The sequence below is a fragment of the [Lactobacillus] rogosae genome, from assembly GCA_900112995.1.
GTDB lineage: Bacteria > Bacillota > Clostridia > Lachnospirales > Lachnospiraceae > Lachnospira > Lachnospira rogosae.
The window spans coordinates 38638-61709 of the sequence record FONU01000004.1 but is presented as its reverse complement, the minus strand read 5'-3'; the positions used below and the strand labels follow the sequence as shown (position 1 = coordinate 61709).

General features: G+C 35.4%; 20 protein-coding genes. 17 read left to right on the top strand and 3 right to left on the bottom strand.

The genetic code is table 11. From position 1 onward, the window contains the following. The first annotated feature begins 117 nt into the window (after positions 1-117). The 8 genes from BM157_RS01130 (at position 118) to BM157_RS01095 (ending at position 8594) form a co-directional block, all read left to right on the top strand. Positions 118-711 (top strand): hypothetical protein, encoded by a 594-nt coding sequence (locus BM157_RS01130; RefSeq protein WP_055306380.1) that lies wholly within the window; start codon positions 118-120, stop codon positions 709-711. A gap of 8 nt (positions 712-719) precedes the next feature. Continuing rightward, entirely contained in the window at positions 720-1388 is a 669-nt protein-coding gene (locus BM157_RS01125; protein ID WP_055306381.1) for an LPXTG cell wall anchor domain-containing protein, read from the top strand. Between the two features lie 2 nt (positions 1389-1390). Further along, positions 1391-2545 (top strand): AfsR/SARP family transcriptional regulator, encoded by a 1155-nt coding sequence (locus BM157_RS01120; RefSeq protein WP_055306382.1) that lies wholly within the window; start codon positions 1391-1393, stop codon positions 2543-2545. A 25-nt stretch (positions 2546-2570) separates the two neighbouring features. Continuing rightward, a complete protein-coding gene (locus tag BM157_RS01115; protein ID WP_055306383.1) occupies positions 2571-5546 on the top strand; it encodes a SpaA isopeptide-forming pilin-related protein in 2976 nt (991 codons plus the stop codon). A gap of 16 nt (positions 5547-5562) precedes the next feature. Further along, on the top strand, positions 5563-5946 hold the full coding sequence (locus BM157_RS01110; protein ID WP_022503003.1) for a signal peptidase I: 384 nt from the start codon (positions 5563-5565) through the stop codon (positions 5944-5946). A gap of 131 nt (positions 5947-6077) precedes the next feature. After that, positions 6078-6791, top strand: coding sequence for a hypothetical protein (locus BM157_RS01105; protein ID WP_022503002.1), 714 nt, complete (start codon positions 6078-6080; stop codon positions 6789-6791). Positions 6792-7038: 247 nt separating this feature from the next. Beyond that, entirely contained in the window at positions 7039-8106 is a 1068-nt protein-coding gene (locus BM157_RS01100) for a GGDEF domain-containing protein (protein ID WP_090139595.1), read from the top strand. Between the two features lie 131 nt (positions 8107-8237). Further along, positions 8238-8594 (top strand): PilZ domain-containing protein, encoded by a 357-nt coding sequence (locus BM157_RS01095; protein ID WP_022503000.1) that lies wholly within the window; start codon positions 8238-8240, stop codon positions 8592-8594. A gap of 165 nt (positions 8595-8759) precedes the next feature. On the opposite strand, the gene BM157_RS01090 is transcribed toward BM157_RS01095, so the two are convergent. Further along, complete coding sequence (locus BM157_RS01090; RefSeq protein WP_022502999.1) at positions 8760-10340, bottom strand: LCP family protein; 1581 nt, start codon at positions 10338-10340, stop codon at positions 8760-8762. A gap of 186 nt (positions 10341-10526) precedes the next feature. Here BM157_RS01090 and upp point away from each other — a divergent pair, with 186 nt between their 5' ends. Beyond that, complete coding sequence (upp, locus tag BM157_RS01085; protein ID WP_022502998.1) at positions 10527-11171, top strand: uracil phosphoribosyltransferase; 645 nt, start codon at positions 10527-10529, stop codon at positions 11169-11171. Between the two features lie 157 nt (positions 11172-11328). Here the strand turns inward: upp and BM157_RS01080 are convergent, their stop codons facing one another. Further along, positions 11329-12738: a uracil-xanthine permease family protein gene (locus BM157_RS01080; RefSeq protein ID WP_090139592.1), complete on the bottom strand. Its 1410-nt coding sequence runs from the start codon at positions 12736-12738 to the stop codon at positions 11329-11331. A 257-nt stretch (positions 12739-12995) separates the two neighbouring features. Between BM157_RS01080 and BM157_RS01075 the strand changes: the two genes are divergently transcribed. The 3 genes from BM157_RS01075 (at position 12996) to BM157_RS01065 (ending at position 17638) form a co-directional block, all read left to right on the top strand. Then, positions 12996-14564, top strand: a complete 1569-nt coding sequence (locus BM157_RS01075; RefSeq protein WP_090139590.1) for an O-antigen ligase family protein — start codon at positions 12996-12998, stop codon at positions 14562-14564. Between the two features lie 80 nt (positions 14565-14644). Beyond that, on the top strand, positions 14645-16627 hold the full coding sequence (locus BM157_RS01070; RefSeq protein WP_090139588.1) for a methyl-accepting chemotaxis protein: 1983 nt from the start codon (positions 14645-14647) through the stop codon (positions 16625-16627). A 33-nt stretch (positions 16628-16660) separates the two neighbouring features. Continuing rightward, positions 16661-17638 (top strand): sugar ABC transporter substrate-binding protein, encoded by a 978-nt coding sequence (locus BM157_RS01065; RefSeq protein ID WP_090139587.1) that lies wholly within the window; start codon positions 16661-16663, stop codon positions 17636-17638. A gap of 158 nt (positions 17639-17796) precedes the next feature. Here the strand turns inward: BM157_RS01065 and BM157_RS01060 are convergent, their stop codons facing one another. Further along, entirely contained in the window at positions 17797-19287 is a 1491-nt protein-coding gene (locus BM157_RS01060; protein WP_055175703.1) for an AAA family ATPase, read from the bottom strand. A gap of 163 nt (positions 19288-19450) precedes the next feature. On the opposite strand from BM157_RS01060, the gene BM157_RS01055 reads away from it, so the two are divergent. From BM157_RS01055 to BM157_RS01035, 5 genes are all read left to right on the top strand, one after another. Next, on the top strand, positions 19451-19669 hold the full coding sequence (locus tag BM157_RS01055) for a hypothetical protein (protein WP_090139586.1): 219 nt from the start codon (positions 19451-19453) through the stop codon (positions 19667-19669). After that, a complete protein-coding gene (locus BM157_RS01050; protein ID WP_090139585.1) occupies positions 19659-20294 on the top strand; it encodes a hypothetical protein in 636 nt (211 codons plus the stop codon). Before BM157_RS01055 ends, BM157_RS01050 begins: the two co-directional genes overlap by 11 nt. Before the next feature lie 161 nt (positions 20295-20455). Next, positions 20456-21316 carry a DUF3737 family protein gene (locus BM157_RS01045; RefSeq protein WP_055175695.1) on the top strand — a complete coding sequence of 287 codons (861 nt, stop codon included), beginning with the start codon at positions 20456-20458 and terminating at the stop codon, positions 21314-21316. A 73-nt stretch (positions 21317-21389) separates the two neighbouring features. Then, positions 21390-21950, top strand: a complete 561-nt coding sequence (locus BM157_RS01040) for a flavin reductase family protein (protein ID WP_055175692.1) — start codon at positions 21390-21392, stop codon at positions 21948-21950. Positions 21951-22207: 257 nt separating this feature from the next. Beyond that, positions 22208-23062 (top strand): DUF6033 family protein, encoded by an 855-nt coding sequence (locus BM157_RS01035; protein WP_022502990.1) that lies wholly within the window; start codon positions 22208-22210, stop codon positions 23060-23062. Positions 23063-23072: the final 10 nt, after the last annotated feature.

Sequence of the window (23072 nt, the reverse complement as noted above, 5' to 3'; positions counted from 1 at the left end):
TAATATGCAGCAAAAGTTGTCATATATATTACACTAGCCCAATATAATAATAAATGTAATGATGTCAGGGGCAGATTAATAATTTGCCCCTTAATTAAATGAAATGAGAGGAAGTATATGAAAAGATTCATATTAGTTGGTACGGCAATACTTGTTATTGCTGGTTTATACACGGGAAAGACAATGGCAAAAAATCGTGTGTCAGCATACGTTGATAAGACAGTTACGACATCTTCGTTAGACTTAAGCTTGTGTGTAAGTGGTGCGGGAATTGATGATAAGGGCAATATGCAGACTAACGGAATTAACACAATAGATGACACTATTGAACAGAGAGTATCTGTGCTTAATAGTGGAGAGAAGGCACAATATGTCCGTGTAAAGATTAGCAAGGATAACTGGGTTAATATCAATATGATTAATAAAGATGATTGGATAGTACCCGATAATCATACAGATAGTGAAAATGTATATGTATATTATAATAAGGTATTAAATCCAGGTGAGAGAACACCAGAGCTTATGGATTCAATAATACTCTTTGATTCGAAATCTGAGAACACTAATAAATACAGCGGAAAGACTATTAATATTAATTGGGATGCAGAAGCAGTCCAGACAGTTGCGGCCGGTGATGCTATGCTGACAGAATGGGGAGTTGAAGCTGAATTAGGTGATGATGGCAGCCTTAAAGCTGTATCTGACAGGTAGGAGGAGATATGCTTTTAAAGAAATTAGTGGCGGTAGTATCTGCCGTAGTTGTTATTGCAGTGCCATATGTTAAAGTCTTGGCAGATGATACGGTTATAACACTTGATGAAACAGCTAAGAAATTCGTAGTGATTGATAAAAATCTTGAGTACAGGGATATGCTTCCAGGAGAGGAGAGAAGTTCAGTTATTAAGATATCCAACAGTTCAGCAGAGAATATGGAATTCTATATTAATGGAAAAGTTCTTGATAACCTTGCAGATAAAGGAACTGGAGATCAGACGGCAGTATATGGAATTAAGCTTTATAAAAATGCAGATACAGAGCCTTTTTATAATGAACTTATAGGTAACAGCAGTAAGACACAGTCTGACAAGTCGTTTTTTGATGAAGATGTCAGGATTGCACAATTAAGTAAGGGTGAGAGCTGTGATATAAAGCTTGTATTGTATATAGATGGTCGTTCTATGGACAATTCTTATATGAATAAGCAGGGACAGTTGGAGATTACGGTTAATGCAGAACAGCCAGATTTGCAGGATACAGTAAGCAATAATGTGATTACAGCGGTAAAGACAGGTGATAGTAATAATATATTATTATATATAATTGTGGCACTTGCAGGCATAGCAGGAATAGCTGGTGTTGTTGTAATGAGGCAGAGGAACAGGCAGTAATAATGTATAAATCAGAAACTGATACGCAGGAGTTGAAAGTTACGTTTTTAGATGATTTTAAAATCACTTATAAAGATAAAGAGTTTTCACAAAAGAGTATCAATTCTGATAAGGTGACAAGACTTCTGGCATATCTTATATGTCATAAGGAAAATGTTGTGAGTGTCGGGGAGTTATCTGATGTCCTTTGGACAGAGGGTGAATGTGACGACCCTGCCAATGCACTTAAAAATCTTGTATACAGGGCAAGAAGCGTATTAAAAAGCCAGCTTGGAATCAACCCTATAAAGACATTAATGGGAAGCTACTGCTGGAATGATAATGTTAATACAGTTATAGATACTGAGCAGTTCGAGAAGCTGTGCAACAGGGCAGAATGTGAGCCGGATATTAAAGAGCGTATATCATACAGTGCTTATGCAATAGACATTTATAAAAAGAAATTCTTTAATAAATATTCATATGAATACTGGGTTGTCACATTCAGCGTGTATTATCATTCAAGGTATCTAGAGGTTGTTAAAAATGTATTGCAGGATTTATATGGTGAGGGTGATTATGACAGGATTGAACAAATCGGACATAGAGCCATAATGATAGATGGATTAGATGAAGATATACAATTCTATTATATTAAGTCACTGATTGCTAAGAATAAAATAGCAGAAGCGGCAGGGCATTATGAGAAGGTGAAGGATTTGTTAAAAGAACAGCTTAATGTAAGCCCTGGAAGAAAGTTAATGGAACTATATAACCAGCTTCTTATAATGACACATTCAGCCAGATCGGATATAAGGACTGTAAGAAGAGAGCTTTATGCAGGCAGGACAGCTTTAAAGGGGGCTTTATTCTGCGATTATAATAGTTTTAAGAAAAGCTTTGAATTGGAACTTAGAAGAAGACAGAGAAGTAATTGTTTTTTTACAATTGTGCTTGTCACTGTAAATGGCAGGAACAGCGCACATATAAAGAATACATTGCTGGCTTCATTAAGGGAAGGAGATCTGATTTCACAGTACAATAAATGGCAGTATGTGATTATGCTTACGCAGTGTGATTATAACAATGCGTTAGTTGTTGTCAGAAGGATTAAAGGAAATCTTAGAGTAAAAAAGCTTGATGAGAGTATAGAGTACGCAATAGAAAGAATACAGTAGTAATGGAAAGGTGAAAGGAGCTGACATGGGAATTAACTGGAAGCACAGGAAGGTTATTGTTTCTATTGTGATGTGTGTGTTATTGTGTGTGACAGCTATAACAGCAATGATGTATACAGCATTTGGAGCAGGCAGCAGTAATATAAAAAATGTTAATGCAATACAGGTGTATTCTAATGATAAGGCAGGAAGTGCAGATACATCAGAAGGTACAGACACTACAGGAAATATGGATAAGGCAGGTAGTACAGATACTACGGGAAATGCGGATACACCAGGTGTTAGTAAATTGGCGGCATCAGATAACGTGCTTGAGGGATATTGCACATTTTATGATTATGTAGTTGCACCATATAAAGGAAATGTGTATGGCTGGGGTTATAAGGAATATCCAAAGAGAAGTATTAATACTTCATCTAATTACGCTGACAATGGAAAGCCAAAGCTTACTGTTGGAACCATAGACCAGAACTTCAGGGCTAACCAGCACAATTGTTACGTTAATGGACTTAATGTCAACACCTGTATATATTACAATGGTGGAATTAAGACAACAGGCTCATTCAGCGGAGTAAAAAAAGATTATATGAATGCTTCGCAGGGAATTATTTATGGGCTTGATAAGGAAAATTATAAAAATGTATTGTTCAATGTTGATGAGCCGGGATTATTTTCTGATGCTAAGAAGACAGGAAAGACAATATATAACAATTATAAATTGACATTTGATAAACAGGATAATGGTAATGACAGCAGCACTTACACATTAAAAAGCGTAACTTCGCCATCAGGCGATGTGACATTGGCGGGAGATAATTTCTTCCCATTAAATAATGCGGACTCCAATGTGTTAGACTGCGGTTATAATGCGGCTGATGGACAGAAGGGTACTAACTATTATTTTGGAATGAGATATGATATTTCATTCTCGCTTAATGGTTATACAGGCGACCTTTTATATAAGTTCACAGGTGATGATGATTTGTGGGTATTTGTCGATGGTGAGCTTGTTCTTGATCTTGGTGGAATACATCCTGAATGTGGCGGTGATGTAGACCTCTGGCAGACAGGGCCTATAGCGAGGGAATTACAGACTGTTGCAAGCAGGGATAAAGTAAATATGTCAACTAACCACACAATAACAGTTCTTTATATGGAGAGAGGTGGTAATGCCTCTAACTGTAATATGAAGTTTATTGTTCCTAATTCAGCAAGAATTGATATTGCGGATAGTGGCAATCTTAATTTTAAAAAGATTGATGATAGGGGTAATGGGCTTGCTAATGCAGTGTTTGGAATTACAAGTAAAGATAATAAGGAAAATGCTTTAACTAAAACAAGTGTATCTGATAAGAATGGTATAGTAAGCTTTGATAATCTTCCAGTTGGAAAATACATTTTAAAAGAAATAACAGCACCAGACGGCTACACAGGTTCAGGTGAGGAATACAATGTCGAGGTTGTACTTGATGAGAATGACAGTTCAACAGCTATAGCCACACTCACTGACAACAGTGGAAATGTAATTGCTGTTACAAGAACTAAAGTACAGTATATAGACGGCAAGAAGAGTTATGCGGTTGAAAATGTATTTAACAGCAGTATTGTCAATACAAGAAATGTAAGCATAGAGGATTTTATCGTTGATAAGCAGGTAAGGGTAGAGGATTGGGATAACCGCACATATAAGATTAATCTTATGACAGGTATCAGCAATAATAATGGAAGCTATGCAGAAGGTGATGTGATTAATAATGTAATAATAAGAGATTACATTGATTCGAGATTTGACATTATAGCTGATAATAACGAGATAGTTACGGCTGATAAAGCGGCTGACCAGCCATACAGTGTGAATGGCGGTAATATAAAGTATGATAAGGAAAGAAATCTTCTGTATGTAGAATGGGATAACCAGTCAGTACAGTATTCTGATAGTAAGCTGTATACCTGGGAGAAAAGCATATTCGTAAAGGCAAAGGACAATTATATAGGTGGTAATAATGTCACGACTAATGCTTCGGCTTCTGGTGTAATTATCAATGGAGGTATTAAGGAATTCGATACACCGACGGTTAATGTAAAAGTCAACGGAACTCTTAAGTGCAGGGAAAATGTAATATTTTACGGAGAAAATATTACCTCAGCAGATTATGAAATGTCCGAAATGTTCAAACTTAACGGCAATATCCGTGAAGACGGAAATGCATTAACAGAGCAGGATTATTATACGGAGTGGTATGAGGATAATAATGGAACATTAGGAAGTGTTATAACTAAGGCAGATGTTATTAACAGAATTAATAGTAATGCCAGCACAGGAAGTGACAGCGTATATTATGTGAAAGGATTTTATAATGTAACACCTGTAAGTAATAGCGATGAGTGTACTATTAATACAGATGGACATATAGCAAGCAGCATAATATACAACAATGACGAGCCAGGTGATCATTATGGCAGTGATTGTGCGTGCTATAGAATAAAGGTTGTTAAGGGGCAGCTTGATATAACTAAATATATTGATGAGCAGTATATTGATAACAAAGTTATAAGAGCTAACCAGACATTTATATTCAGAATAGAGCAGTATGGTGTTGTGAATGAAGATAATACAGAGAACAAGGGTGCATTAGAGGCGGTATTCTATGCCACAGCTTCATTTGATGCCAATGGTGATGTATTGTCAGCGACAAGTACAGTGACTGGTTTAAAGAAAGGCTTTTATAGTGTTATAGAGGAAGAAAGCTGGACACCGGAATATACCTTAATTAAAAAGAGTGATAACTATTCTGGCAATGACTCCTATAAGGAATGTGAGGATATATTTATAGGAAAGAGAATAGATGGCACAAAACCGGAATTCTTCGGGCTTGATAAACTGCATTATGGAAATACTGCTGATGGAGATAAGGCACAGGCAGATTTTAGCAATGTTATTAAGAAGAATTATAACTGGTTAAGAGATGCAGCATCAGCAGTTAATAAGTTTATAAGATAATGCACGAGAGGGGAATATGAAAAGGTTTATTAAAATTGTCACTGATATTTTGTTGGTGATTGTGTTGGTTATAGCGGCAGTTCTATATATTCCAAGGCTTATGGGACTTAAGACTTATAAGGTGCTGTCGGGAAGTATGGAGCCTGAATATCACGTTGGAAGTGTTGTATATGTGGAGAAATCATCAATTGATGATATTGAGGTGGGTGATGTTATTACATTTTATATTAATGATAATACAGTCGTCACCCACAGGGTTATTGATAAAGATAATGACACAGAGAGCTTTCACACCAAAGGTGATGCGAATGAGACTGAAGATGGCGGAAGTGTAGCTTATGATAAGGTTGTGGGGAAAGTGGTATTAAATGTGCCGTATCTTGGATACATTTTAAGATAGAGAGAGCCTTATAGCTATTAAGCTTCTTGATAGTTATACAGTAATATTATGAATGGTTTACAGGTTAAAAATTTATAAAGTCCATATGAGGTAATAATTAAAAAAAATAACTGGAAGGAAGTCAGAAGTATATGGGAAAGTTAAAAAAGACTGCACTGGCGGCTGGGATAACTGTATTACTTATGGGTGCTGCTGCCGGGACTACTTATGCCCTGCTTAATACAAGGACAGTGACAGTGGCTAACCAGTTCGCAGGTGCGGCGGTTAATATAGGTGTAGTTGAGCACTTCAATGATGATAATATAATAATATATGAAGATATGGGTGAACAGCTTACGGATAATATTAATGATGTTTATGATAGAATTAGAGACGACAATACTACGAGAACCAAGGAAATAGCTGTAAAGAATATTGATTCGGATGAGTATCCAACAACTGATACTTATGTGAGAGTAAGGTTAGTACCTATGATTGTATATGATGACAGTAAGGAAAATATTAAGGCAGGAATTGCAGGAAATATAGCCGCTGTTGATATGAGGGGCAAGGTCAGTTATTCGTATGCCAATGAGTTAAAGAGTAAAGCTGATGTTGATAAAGCTATGAAGGATAATGAAGATTTAACCGGAAGCTGGTTCTATATGGATAATTCTTCATCTGACGATAATGAGAGATATTATTATTATAGTGTGCCGGTTGCACCGGGGGATATGACCTCACGTTTGATTAATAAGGTAACATATACAGGTGATATTCCAGAAAATGCACATTTTGAATTAAAGGTACTTGCAGAGGGGGTGTCTTCTAAGCAGGAAGACAGCAGGGCAGACTGGGGCTTATAGTTATGCAGTTTAATGCTGATATTATTGATTATATTATAGCAATGTAATATTATTCTATATTTGAAATATAAATATATAGTAAATACTACAGGGACTAAGGTACAGATATAGTACTTTAGTCCCTAATTATTCATACTTTTTTCTTAAACTTCTATTGCCTTGTATAAAGGTATATTGTATAATGCAGTTTATGTTTGGAACTTATAATATTTAATTGAGAGCTAATAAAGATTAAGAAGGTAGTATAATGGTTAATAAAGATCTTAAGAAAAACAGTAAGATAAGAACAGTAAATATGATGATACAGAGTGCATTGATTATTATACTTATTGTATTGGTTGCTAATATGATGGTAGAGATTAAAAATCTTCAGGGAACTGCAAGAGTAATTAATTATGCAGGACTTGTGAGAGGTGCAACACAGAGGGCAGTTAAGCTTGAGGTTATCGGTAATTCCGATGATGAGCTAATAGAATATCTTGATGATGTCCTTGCAGATTTGAAGTATGAAGATGGTGAGTATAATCTTGTAAGCTTACGCGATACAGACTACCAGAAGAAGCTTGATATACAGATTGATTACTGGGGTAAGCTTAAGAATGAGATTAATAATGTAAGGGAAAACGGAGTTGATAATTCAGATATTGTTGATATGAGTGAGATGTATTTTTCGCTTGCAGACCAGACAGTATCTGCGGCAGAAAGATATTCAGAGGATATAGCCGACAATATCCATTTTATAGAGACAATTACAGTTATTGATATGGCAGGGCTGCTTTTACTTATAATTATTCAGATGATACAGGCAATTATAATTGTAAGAAAGAATAAAGTGCTTGAACAGAAAGCATATCTGGATGCTCATACAGGACTTCCTAATAAGAGCAGATGTGAAGAGGTATTCCACGATTTAAGATTTCTTGACAGGAATGTTGCTTGTATAATGTTTGACCTTAATAATCTGAAGATTGCAAATGACACATTAGGACATTCTGTTGGTGACCAGTTGATTGTTAATTTTGCCAATATATTAAGAAATGTCATACCGTCAAAGGAATTTGTTGGAAGATATGGCGGAGATGAGTTTGTTGCAGTTATCAGGGATATGCCTAAGGAAGATGTTATTGGCTTGCTTGAAAAGTTAAAGGAAGAGGTTGACGATTTTAACGACCACGGAAAGAATATTAAGATAAGTTATGCGTATGGCTGGGCATTTTCTGATGATTATACAGAATGTACGCTTAGAACATTGTTTGACAGGGCGGATAAGCATATGTACGAGAATAAACGCCTTGTAAAATTAGCACAACAATAAAATATTAATTTATACAAAATTAATAAAAATGTAATAAAATATTATAAATAATAGAAATATGTCGAATAATGTGATAATATATACAAGTATTATACAATTTTATATTATATTGAATGGGAGATGGATGTAATATGGGTGCTGAGATGAGAAAAGCAAGGAGAACAGATATAGATGTAACGGTATCACTTAATCAGCTAGGGGTAAATGCCGCAGATCGTATTCAAAATAAAGCTGATGTTCACGTTGTAGACATATCTAAAGGTGGGATAGCATTTAAGTCTGGCTATGATTTTAAAGTTAATTCTTTTTATGACACGGTTATAACTCTTGCTAATGGCGAAAAGCTTTACGTTGTAGTTGAAATTCTACACAGAGATTCTTGTGAGAATGACGAGTATATGTATGGCTGTAGATTTGTTGGAATAGGTGCAGAAGACCAGTTCAAGATTGAAGCCTACCAGATAGTAGATACAGGTAGTGCGATATAGATATTATTATGTAACTACATATAACTGGACATAATTTTATATTTATAGTAGTGACATATAATTATCTATGACAAATTAATATTTAACATATAAATCCCCATTGAAATGTTTGCTTTCAATGGGGATTTATATGTGTTTATTTTAAATATTATTTAATAAAGCTTATTAGTTATCTGAATTAAGGTATGTGTCAACATCGAAGGTTTCACCAGCGATAACCTTATTCATAAGCTTGGTTGCTGTGCTTATATCTTCTTCGTATGGAAGTACGATAGAAGCACCATATACATTAGATACCTCAAGATGACGATATTCATCAGTCTTACCAGATATACTGTATGTCTGTATATTCCAAGGTGTGCTGTTGCTTAACTGTAACTTTACAAGGTCAGATATTGCACTTGAAGGTATATTTGTTAAGAACATATCACTAACTGTATCCATAACTGCTGAGTAGCGTGTAAGTATTGCAGGTGATGTGGCCTTTTGAATAATACCTTTAATAACGGCTGTCTGATTACGTCCACGCTGGAAATCACCAGCTGCAAAGGCTTTACGTTCTCTTGCGAAAGCAATAGCCTTTTCTCCATCACATTCATTAGCACCCTGAACAAAATGGTAAGAAACAGGAGCAGCTTCCCATCCATTGGTAAATTCTATCTCTGATTCAATTGTAATACCACCGAGGGCATCAATAACTGCCTGTGAACCAGCAAAATTAATCTTTACATAATAGTCAATATTAATTCCGTACAGATTTTCAAGGGCTTCGATAGATTTATCGACACCATAAGAACCTGCGTGTGCAAGCTTGTCATAACCGGTTACACCTGATGAATTACTGATTTTAATATAGGAATCACGAGGTGTAGTAACAAGTAATACCTGCTTGGTTTCTGGATTGATAACTGCAAGAATATTAACATCACTTAATGCCTTGCTTGCAAGCTTGGTATCTTCGCCGTCATCACTTGATATACCTGAAACATATATAATGAAAGGATCACGTTTTACATTTACATTAGAGGCATCAAGTTCAACCTTTTCTTTGTATTCATAAGTCTTAATTATCTTTATGCTATCCTCAAAATCAGGAAATTCCTGAGATATAATACTCATCATAGAGTGATTGATAACGATAGCCTGAACATTTTTATTATCATAAAGTGCATTAACAAGATTAGACCAGTTAGTATATTCAGTTGGCTTGATTGTCTTGCCGGTTTCTGAACTAATGCTTTCAATGGAGGTATTGATATTGGCATTGCTTGCAGTTGAATTAATGGCAAATTTGTAATTAGCTGCATCATTTAAGTTCTGTGCCTTGTCATTTGAAAGCACGCACACATCAACAATGTCTATCTCAACATTGGCAGCACCAAGTTTGTCCAGTACGGAGTCAAATTTGGCGGCAAACAGATATGTGAATAATATAAGGCAGGACAGCATAACCGATATAAGCTTTCCTAGTATGTGTGATTTCGTGAATTGTGATGTAAAATCATACAGTACTAATAATATAAGTATGATATTAATCATAAATAAATATTTAAACGGAAGAATATCAAGTTTAAACATTTTTAGTAAAAATAACACTGTCAGGACAAGCTGTATAAGAACCAGCACAGAGCCAATAGCGAAAGCCCATGCACGGCGTTTCTTTTTACGTTCGATTTTTGAGAGTGATACCTTAGGTTTGAAAAGGTACTGCATATCATTCTTTACAGAAAATGTATTTTTAGCCATAACTTTTTTCCTCATAGATTTATAATATAGTTTAAATACAAACATAAGACAGTTTAGCACAATATGCTGTAAAAATAAAGAAAAATATGGCAGGTGGAAAATACCTTTTGACCCTGATACTGCATATATGGTATTATATAAAATAATGAAACAAAATGCGTACGGCGCACAGGCAAGGAGAATGATATGGATTTAAGAAACGAAGAGAATATTACAGTGTTTGAACACCCTCTTATTCAGCACAAGATTTCATTACTTCGCGATAAGAAGACAGGAACTAATGAATTCAGAAAGCTTGTAGAAGAGATAGCAATGCTTGAAGGGTTTGAGGCTATGGGTGACCTTGAACTTGAAGATATTGAAGTTGAGACACCAATTGAAACTTGTATGACACCAATGATAGCAGGAAGAAAGCTTGCTATTGTACCAATATTAAGAGCTGGTCTTGGTATGGTATCTGGTATACTTGCACTTGTTCCAACAGCTAAGGTTGGTCATATTGGTATGTACAGAGATGAGGAAACACACGAGCCACACGAATATTACTGCAAGCTTCCAGATCCAATTGAGGAAAGGCTTATTGTAGTTACAGATCCAATGCTTGCAACAGGTGGTTCTGCTGTTGATGCAATCGACCAGATTAAAAAGCATGGTGGTAAGAAGATTAAATTTATGTGTATCATAGCTGCTCCAGAAGGTTTAGAGAAGCTTCACAAGGCACATCCGGATGTACAGATATATGTAGGACATCTGGACAGACAGCTTAATGAGCAGGCTTATATCTGCCCAGGTCTTGGAGATGCTGGCGATAGAATATTTGGTACTAAATAATAATATTCAATATAAAACAGCTTGCCATAATGTATCTTAACCTGATTAAGATACATTATGGCGGGCTGTTTTTAATTCTTGTAGTATTAATGGCACAGAAAAAGCAAATGTATATTTATGGTTCATTGCTTTCCTGTGCCAATTATTATATAGATATTTATTTATTGTCTGTATTGCTTACATATACTCCACGGCTCTGGTCACCTTCTGGATTAACACCAAAGTTGTAGTCATTGCCAGGAAGAATTGCATTAAGGATAATACCAGCAATAGCGGCGATAGCGAGTGCTGTAAGTGTGATATGTGTTTCTCCGATAGTGAATGTAAGACCATCAGAAAATCCAAGTCCACATACGAATATAACACCTGCGATTATAAGATTACGTGACTTAGTAAGGTCAACTCTGTTTTCAACAACATTTCTTACACCGATAGCAGATATCATACCATATAGCATAAATGATACACCGCCGATGATAGCAGTTGGCATTGTTGATATAATAGCTGAGAACTTAGGGATGAATGAAAGTATAACAGCTAATACAGCAGCAATTCTTATAACTGCTGGGTCATAAACCTTTGAAAGTTCAAGTACACCAGTATTTTCTCCATAAGTTGTGTTAGCAGGACCGCCAAGAAAACCTGCAAATGCTGTGGCAAGACCATCACCCATAAGTGTGCGGTGAAGACCTGGCTCTGCGATGAAGTTCTCATCAACAGTTGCAGATATAGCTGACATATCACCAACGTGTTCCATCATAGTAGCAATTGCGATAGGAGCCATAACAAGTATAGCAGTTATATCGAATTTACATATCTGGAACTTAGGTATTCCAACCCAGCTTGCAGATGATACTGAAGCGAAATTAAGTATTGCAGAACCATCAGGGTTAGTAACACCAAAGGCATTAAGTATTAATGCGAATACATAGGAAATAACTACACCCATAAGGATAGGTATAATCTTAAACATTCCTTTGCCCCATATATTAAATATAACGATTACAGCTAATGCAACAAAGGCTAAAAGCCAGTTAGTAGAAGCATTGTTAATAGCTGATGAAGCAAGTGATAAACCTATACATATAATGATAGGACCTGTAACAACAGGTGGAAGAAATCTCATAACTCTGTTGACACCAACAATCTTAAAGATGAGGGCAACAATAAGATAGAATAAACCGGCGATAACTATTCCACCGCATGCATAAGCGGCTTTATCGTTGGCGCTCATATCTGTATATATTCCTGTATTTAAGTTGGCAACTGTGTAGAAACCTCCTAAGAATGCAAATGATGAGCCTAAAAATGCAGGTACTTTAAATTTGGAACATACATGGAATATAAGTGTACCAATACCAGCACAGAATAAAGTTACAGAAACTGTAAGACCTCTTGTTAAAGGTTCATTGCACGCACTCTGGAAGTATCCTGCTACAAGTATTGGAACAAGTATAGTTGCCCCAAACATTGCGAACATATGCTGTATACCAAGTATAAGCATTTTAGGAATACCGAGCTGGCGGGCATCACGAACAGCTTCCTGATTTTGAGTCTTTTCGTTCATTTGAGTCTCCTTTTTATTAAATTTTTTCTATGATACCATAACAATTTATCCTTGAAAAGAAAATATTAAAAATAATTATGGATAATATTTATGACTAATATCTGAATGTATGTTAATATTAAGTATATTTATTTTTTAGTATTTTAATATAATGTTAATATGTTTTTAATATAGTGGTGCGAGATATAAATAAAATAATTAAGATATGAATAATATAATCAAATATAATAAGATGACAGGATAAAGGAAGAAGTAAGATGAATAAGCAGAATATATATGAAAATGTGCGTTATTATATAGGAAAGATTACCGTGATACTTATGATGGTGTTATTCCCATTTGTTATGACAGATAAGCTTAATAATGTTACGAAGACAAGATATGTATTCTTTGTTATTATTGCACTTGTGGGCTGGATTGCAATGCTTATTAATGAGGTTGTATTCAGAATAATTATATCTGGTGATTATCCGGGGGCAAAGAAGTCTTTAGATATAAAGAAAAACTTCAATATAAAGATAATTTACAATATAAAGAATAGGAAGCATATTATATATTCGGTATTATTGATAGCCAGTTCAATAATATCTTATCTTGTATCTCCGTATAAGAATATAGCCTTATATGGTGCAGGTTCAAGATATATAGGTATGATATTTTTTATTGCAGTGGCATTGCTTTATTGGACAGTTTCGGAGTGTTATGAGTTTAAAGAGATAGATGTAATATTAATTCTGGCGGCTTCGATTATGGTACATATTGTTGCTGTGTTTAATTATATGAATATTGATATATTGCATTTGTTCAGTAATCTTACTATAAAAGAGCAGACAGTGTATATGTCAACGCTTGGAAATATTAATGTATATGGAATGTATACAGGACTTACATTGTCTATTGCAATTGCTGCATATTACAAGGCAGAAACAGCAGCTAAAGAAATATTCTATTATATTGCAGTAATATCTGGAATAATTGGAATTATAATATGCGACAGTGATATGGCACTTGTGGCTGTTGTAATTCCGCTGGTTATTCTGTTTCCATATTCAATTAAATCGGTGGCTTTAATAAAAAAATACATAGTGACGCTTACGGCAGTTCTGCTTGCAGGACGTGTTGCAGGGTGTATTAAGCTTATTATTCCGGATAGAGTAAGGAAGCTCAGCAATATAATGTCAGGGCTTATATCAACTAATAATATATTTAATATCATAATTATAGTGTTATTGCTTCTATATGTATTGATAGTACTTAGTGATAACAGAATGCAGAAGCTGCTTGACAATATTAAAATCCGCATAGTCCAGATAATATATTGTGTAATGGCAGGTGGATTTGGAATATATGCCATAGTCCGTGTGATTAGTGATAATATTAATAAAATTGGAGCATTTTATATAACAGATAACTGGGGTTCAGGACGAGGTTACATATGGAGTAATCTTATCAATGGCTATAAGAATTATCCATTTATATATAAAATATTCGGGTTGGGTGAGGGAACGGTTAGAAAGAATCTGAGCTATTATTCAGACAGCCACTGGGATATTTTATATGGAAATGTAGTTGATAACGCACACAGCATATGGCTGCAAATGCTTGTTACGATGGGTTGTGTCGGCGTAATTATTTTATTAGTTATTTTCATTCATACATTGGTCAATTCAGCAAAGCATGGTGTGTCAGATATAATTGCAGGCTTTGGAATGGCGGCTTTAGTGTATGCTGTGCAGGGTGCAGGTAACATTTTGGAAGTGATAACATTTCCAATGTTTATATGTGCAATGGCAATAGTGAATTGTAATAAAAAGATTGTTAAATAATTGTAAAGTGATATAATAAATATAGTGTATTTGCGTGAAAATTATATACAATTGAATACATAAGAAAGGGGTTTTCAACTATGAAGAAACAAAGGAAAATATCAATCAAAGCCAGGCTTTTGGGAAGCATAATGCCAGTCGTTATTGCTATCGTAGCAGTACTTGTGCTTATTGCTTATCAGGCATCAGCGGGCATAATTGAAGATTATTCACAGAATTTGCTGGAGTCATCGGTAAGTAACCAGTCATCTAAGATAGAAGCCTGGTTAAGTGAGAACCTTGCTTCTTTCCAGATGGCAAAGACCACAATAGAAAATCTTCACCCAGATGATACACAGCTAAAGGCTATTCTTGATGGATATTATAACTATAATGATAATTATCCAGATGGTTTATATGTATCTGACTCTAATGGTAATCTTATAAAGGCGGATAAGTCAACTAAGAAGGAGAGCAATCCTGTACAGAGCATATGGTATAAGGAAGGCCTTACAAGGGTTAATATGGCTGTTGGTTCGGCATATAAGAACGCTGAGGGGGTTAATGTAATTAGTGCTTCAGGTATTCTTAATGACGGAACTGATAATATAAGGGTAATATCAGCAGATATGACACTTGACCGAATTACTATAATTGTCAATTCTTTCATTGATATGGATAATGCAGAGGCATTTCTTGTTGATAAGAATACAGGAGTTATACTTGCTGACAGAGAATCTTCATTAATATCACAGAAGCTTGGTGCTTCCGGACAGAGTGAATATTATCAGAAGGTAGCAGCCCAATTTAATTCTAATGATTATGATTTTACAACTATTGACGGTAACATGACGGTATTTAAAGAGGTCGATGGCACTGACTGGGTATTAGTATCATATATTCCTAAGAATATTGTACTTGCAGAGCTTATACGTTTAAGAACTATTATGATAATTGTAGGAATTATATGTATAATGGTTCTTTGTGTTCTTGTTGAAAGAATGACTAATGTGGTAGTTAAGCCAGTAAAGAATATGACTAAAGCTATCACACAGATGGCTTCTGGTGATTTTACTGTATCAGTTAATGTTAAGGGCAATGATGAGATTGCGGTTATGGGACAGAGCATACAGAAGTTTATTCAGGCTATGCGCCAGATGATAGCCCAGATTGGAGATGTATCAGTACGATTAAAGGAGCAGGCAGTCTCAAGCAAGAATGTATCAGGCGAGATGAATACTGCGGCAGATATACAGTCTAAGTCGATGCGTGAACTTAACGACACAGTTGACCAGTTATCAGTGTCAGTTAATGAGATAGCAGAAAATGTTACACAGCTTGCAGGTGTTGCCGCAGAAACTAAGAACGATGGCGACTCAGTTGATATTAAAATGCGTGAGACAGTTGAAGTGTCCGAAAAAGGACGAATGGATATGGAACACGTCAGCGAAGCACTTAACAATATTGAGTTATCAATAAGAAGTCTTGAGGAAGCTGTTAATAAAGTTGGCTCGGCTTCTAAGGAAATAGTCGATATTATTAAGCTTATAGGTGATATAGCTGATGAAACTAACCTCTTATCACTTAATGCATCTATTGAAGCAGCAAGAGCAGGAGAAGCAGGAAGAGGCTTTGCAGTTGTTGCTTCTGAGATAGGTTCACTTGCAAAGAACAGTACAGAGTCTGTAGGACACATTACACAGCTTATCACAGAGATTAACAAGCTTGTTGAAGATGCTGTAAGTCAGGCGGGGGACAGTGTTGGAGAGATTGGTGACAGTGCAGTATTAATTCATACAGCAGTAGATACATTTAATACAATATTCAATAATATTAAGGCAACCAATGAACTTATGGCAAATGTTGTTGAGAAGATTGGACGTGTTGATGAGGTTGCTACTAATGTTGCTGCTATATGTGAGGAACAGGCTGCAAGCTCAGATGAGATTATGGCAACATCTGAGTCAATGTTAGGACAGGCTAATAATATTTCTAAAAATAGTGGACAGGTGGAAACCTCAGCAGAAGAATTAGCAGCTTCGGCAGAACAACTTTCTAATCAGGTACAGCAGTTTCATATATAGAGAAGATAAAATATCTGGAAAAGAGGTTATAGAATGAAGAAAAGGTTATGTTTATTAATATGTCTGGTAATGCTTGTATTAGGTGTTGCCGGCTGTGGCACTGGTACTAATACATCTTCAACAGGCAGTAAGAGCAGTGTAAAAATGTTAATGACACTGGCACAGGCTGATACATTTAGAACACAGTTAGTTAATAAAGCAAAGGAAACAGCACAGGAGAATAATGCACAGCTTGATATATTAGATGCCAATAATTCAATTGAAAAGCAGGTTGAGCATATTAAGAAAGCCGTTTCAGAGAATTATGATGTAATTCTTTGTAATATGGTAGATAAGGATACTTCATTAGAGCTTGAAGCTCTCGCAGGAGATATTCCTATTGTATTCTTTAATGTATCACCAGATGAATCAAGACTTAAAGCTGGCAAGTATATGTATGTTGGCTCAGATGAGTACACAGCAGGACAGTTTCAGGCAGAATATGTGCTTGATAAGTTAAAATCATCATCAGAGATTAATGTTGCTATAATTAAAGGACCATCAAGCCATTCAGCAACTAAGGGAAGAACTAAAGCTGTTAAAGAGATACTTAACGCTTCTGGAAAGAAGATTAATTATGTATTTGAAGACCACGCTGACTGGGAGCAGTCAAAAGCAGAGGAAATGTTTAATATATTCTTAAAGACTAACCAGAAATGTGATGTTGTTATATGTAACAATGATACTATGGCACTTGGTATAGTAGATGCGTGTCGTAAAGCAGGAAAGAGTAATATATTAATTCTTGGTATTGATGCGACAAGCGATGGCTGTAAGGCAATAGAAGCAGGAACAATGTCATTTACAGTATACCAGTCTGCTGACGGACAGGGAAAGAGGCTTATAGAAGCAGCTATAGCACTCGGAACAGGAAGCAGTACGAGTGGCATTGAAGGAATATCAGATGACGGATTATATGTATGGGTACCATTTGAAAAGGTAGATTCAACTAATGTATCAAAGTATAAATGATAAAAAATAAAAATAATAAAAGTTATAAGTGATAAAAAATAAAAGTAAAAAAATACAAGTGATAAACTAGTGGATTTACTGGTTATAATTTATAGTTGATATAATAAAATGCGTGGCATAGTTAATATCTATGTCACGCATTTCATAACAGCAGTTTATTAGTGGTGTGTAGAGAATAATTCCTTAACCATATCTGCGTTGTATACAACCTCTTTAACGTGGTCAACTTCTATTAAATAGAGTGCGTGTGCGGCAAGGTGTTCAGCAGCCTGTTCAAGGTCACGGATACCTGTTGTGTCTTTGAATATATCAAGTACAACATCAAGTCCTTCATCAAGTATAGTACATTCATTCTCGTGAAGACCAATCTTCTTTAATACCTTAGGAAGAGAGAACTGCTTAAATATAGTCTTCTTTTCTTCTCTGGAGTAATCTGGAATATCAATAACTGCAAATCTTGAAAGCAATGGAGCACTAATCTGTTCCTTGTAGTTAGCAGTTGCAATTGGATATACACCAGATGTAGGAATAAGACATTCCATATAATTATCTGTAAATCCAAGGTTATCAAGCAGTGTAAGTAATACATCGGCAGGGTTCGCATTGCCGTTGCTTGAAGTTGCCTTATCAAGCTCGTTGATTATGAATACAAGATTAGATTCACCAGCGTTGTTAAATGCTTCCATAATAATACCAGGCTTGGCATTAGAGTATATTCTTGAACTTCCTGTAAGCTGTTCGGCATCATTGATAGAACTCATATCAAGAGTTGTCCAAGGCATTTTAAGGATTTTTGCAACAAGGTAAGCAATCTGCGATTTACCAGTACCAGCAGGACCTACAAGAAGAATTCCATATGAAGGAAGTGTATGTGTACGGTTAATCTGAATTACAGTTTCAATAATTCTCTGCTTAACAGATTCCATACCAAAGAGTTCTTCATCAAGAATACGTCTTGCCTCAACAGGATCGATTGATTCAAAATAGTTGCTTTTCCACTGTATGTTAAGCATTATTGAAAGAGCTCTCTGTGCGTGACGTTTCTCCTCAGGAGTTACCTCGCTTGAACGAGCAACTGCAAGATTTCTTCTAGCCCATAATCTTATGTTATCAGGAAGAGTTATTCCGGCACAGTTAAGGAAATCAGAAATGCTTGTAATACTTGTAAGCTTCATACTGTCGCCTGACTCGTCTAATTCGTCATCAGGAATATCCTGAGCCACGATACTACTGTCTAAAAGACGTTCTATCATATACTGTAAAAATCCGTCTTCAGATGATAATTTCTGGCTGTTGTTAAAAGCAATCTCTCTTATTCTGTATACAGCATAACCATCTTCTACATTCTTACCTGAAAGCTTAACCTTAATGCGGTTCTCACCAAGCCATTTGATAAGGCTTGTAAATCTTGCATCTACCTTAATAATATTGCTTAAGATATTGCCGTCATCTGTCTGGAATTCAAATGCAGTCTTTTTGTATGGATTGGCAAACATTCCGATAGTTTCTGCAGCCCAGTTATGTTCACTGTTATCAAGAACGAATATAGGGTGTTCTGGTGAAGCTGTCTTATTGTCAGATGAAAATGTTGTATAGGTACATTCAAAAGATGATTCTTTTGAAGCATTCTTAAAATCAAATACTGGCATATTGTAATCTCCTGTGTAATTATATATTTATAATATGGACAGTTATAATTGATAGTCACATATGTTTTATAATAACACATTTTAAATAATTAGGAACAATAAATTATGGAATTGTAACAGATGTTGTATTGACTTGGAGTGAGCTTCAAGGATTAATATTCAATTGGATACAAAATGTAATGCAGCAGATATAGTAATAATTACAATTAAATTAAGAGGTTATGGCAAGAATATGACAATTAATGAGGCAGGAGAACGCTATAATATTACTATACATATTCTTAAGCTGTATGAAAGCTGGGAGTGGTGCAGAGGTTCTGTTAAAGCAGAATTGTTATTAATATTTATTGGGGTTAAAAGGAGAGTAAGAAATGGCAAATAAACCGGGTGGAAAAATGTTACTTATTATAACAACCTGTATGAGTGTAATTGCGGCATTCAGTCTTTTTAATAATGGACCACAGCATTTGCTGGCTGGTACAAAGACAGCATTATATAATGGACAGAATGTTGTGTATGACAGTCAGAAAGCTGGCGGAAGTCAGGTGGCATATAAGACTTATTGCACAGATAGTAATTGTACATTTCAGTATGCAGGTGAAGGTTCAGATAAAAAGATTGCTGTGATTAATATGGACAAGGAAAGTACAGTTATGAGCGAGCTTGCTGAAATTGTTGATGCTGACCTTATTGATATGCCAGATGATGTTAGCAATATTAATATCAGCCAGTACAATACTTTATTTGTTAATCCGACATCTGATGATTACAGAGTATCGGATGATATAAAGGAATTTGCCGGCAAAGCTAATCTTGATGGTAAGACAATCGTTGTAATATATGATGTGGCACAGGATATTATTAATGGTGTATCAAGTGCGGACGAGCTTATGGATAATACGGTATGGCTTACTGGTGGTAAGCTTTCTGATAATGCTGGTGATGAAGAAATTAAGAACTGGGTTAATGGGCTTGGAATGGAGCTGATAGCTGATGATGAGGAATAGTAAGTCAGGATGGGATTCCAAGTTGTTCAATGGATTTACACAGGTATATTCTTATAATTTTATTATAATTTAATAAACATATCAGACTGGTTGGTAAATATATGTGTTAAAATATAATATATATTCAACTTAAGTTAAAAAGATAGGAATTGGAGTAAATTATGAAAGAGATAAATAATGGTTATTTCACTGGGGAACGCTCATTGTTTAATAGTGAAGATATTAAAATTAATAATACAATATTTGGCGAGGGCGAATCACCATTGAAAGAATCGGACAATATTGAACTTAATAACAGCAGCTTCCAATGGAAATACCCATTATGGTACTGCAAAGATGTAGTTGCTAATAACTGTTCGTGGGCAGAGATGGCAAGGGCTGGAGTATGGTATACAGATAATCTGCTGATTAAAGATACCTTAATTGAAGCTCCTAAGAATTTTAGAAGATGTAAGAATATTACATTGTCGAATGTGGTTATGCCTAATGCGGCTGAGACACTGTGGAACTGCGATGATGTTACAATGCAGAAGGTCAGTGCCAAAGGTGATTATTTTGCAATGAACAGCCATAATATGAAGATATTGGATTTCCAGCTTGCTGGTAATTATCCATTTGATGGTGCTGAAAATGTAGAAATCCATAATGCCAAGCTTCTGTCAAAAGATGCGTTCTGGAACACGAATAATGTCACAGTATATGACTCATTTATATCAGGAGAGTACCTTGGCTGGAATTCTAAAAATCTTACACTTATTAACTGTACAATAGAAAGCCTTCAAGGTATGTGTTATATAGATAATCTTGTTATGAAGAATTGTACATTGATTAATACTACACTTGCGTTTGAATATTCTAATGTAGATGTGCAGGTTAATGGAAAAATTGATAGTGTTATGAACCCATCAAGAGGAATTATAAGGGCAGATGAAATTGGCGAACTTATTATGGAAAAAGATAAGATTCATCCTGAGGATACAGATATTGAATGCCCGGTTATTTCAAAAAGAACACAAAGATGATTATCTGTAAAATATTATTTTGCAGTTATCAGATATATTATAAATTTATTGAACCGAAAGGAGAATATATATTATGTCAAGAAAGAATTTTGGAGCAAAGCCATTAACTTATCCACAGCCTGTATTTATTATTGCAACATATGATGAGAATGGTAATGCAGATGCTATGAACGCAGCATGGGGTGGAATAAGCGAAGGTGATGAGTTATCTCTTTGCCTTAGTGCAGGACATAAGACAGTTAAGAATTTATTAAAGACAGGTGCTTTTACAGTAAGTATGGCAGATGCCAAGCATGTCGCAGAGTGCGATTATGTAGGTATTGTGTCAGCTAATACAGTTCCTGACAAGCTTTCAAAGGCCGGTTTTACAACAACTAAGAGTGAGAATGTCAATGCACCAGTTATCAATGAACTTGCAGTATGTGTTGAATGTAAGGTCAAAAGCTATGATGAGAATATATGCAGACTTGTAGGACAGATAGTTAATGTAAGCGTTGATGAAGCTACACTTACAGATGGTAAAGTAGATGTTGCTAAGGTTGCACCAATTACATTTGACCCATTTAATAATGAATATTATGTACTTGGTGAAAAGGTTGGTAACGCATTTTCTGATGGAAAAGCTATCAAATAATTCAAAATAAGTGTTAAGTAATCAATTAACAGAATATTAGTATGTGAAATCCGCATTTATTCAGACAGTAATGTCTGGATAGGTGCGTTTTTTATAAGGAATTGCGATTATATTAAGCTTAAATTAAGATGGAATATTTTATAATATAAATATTTATAAGTACTGTTATACTTTGTAGTATTTTGCCGATATATTGTATGTAAATAATGTCAGAACGGATTTTGACAGATTGATTTTTCATTCAAGGAGGAGTGGATATGAGTAATACAATTTACAATGGAAGTTATCCTTCAATAGCAGAGAATTATGTTTACAGCAGTACAGGCACTTCAAAGGTAAAAACTAAGAGTGATGCAGGTAGCAATACTGCGAAGACAAGCGACACAGCATCTATTAAGGATACTTCGACAGTTAATAACACAAAGGCAGACGGAAAAGTTGCTGTAAATGGACAGACAATTGGCAATCCAAGATTAAGTGAGAAGGCATCTAAGTATTATGACCAGCTCAAGAAGAAATATTCTAATATGAATTTTATTCTGGTAAGTGAGGACCAGAAAGAATATGCAAAGGCACAGGCTTCAAACTATGCCAATGCTAATAATATGGTTGTTCTTATTGATGAGGATAAAATTGAGCGAATGGCTGAAGATGAGAATTACCGCAAGCAGTATGAAGGAATAATTGCCAATGCCGCAAGTGGTCTTTCACAGCTAGGACAGAGCATTGCCGCAACTGGAGCTAATGTTAAGGGTTACGGTATGCAGGTAAATGATGGTGGAACAGCTTCATTTTTTGCTGTACTTAAGAAGTCAGGGGCAGCACAGAAAGAAAGGATAGCCAAGAAAGCTGAACAGAAAAAAGAAGCTAAAAAGGCAGAAGCAAAGAAAGCTAAGAAGAAGGAAGAACAGGAACGTCTTGAGAACAAGAAAGACAGCAGGATAGATGATAACAGTGGAATAGAGGAAGATGAGGATACAGTAACTATAACAGCTTCTTCTATGGAAGAATTGTTACAGAAGATACAGGAATATACACAGAAGTATATGAACGATGATGTAAAGACTGATGATGAAAAGAAGGTAGGTCAGCAGTTCGATTATTCTGTGTAAAATATTATTG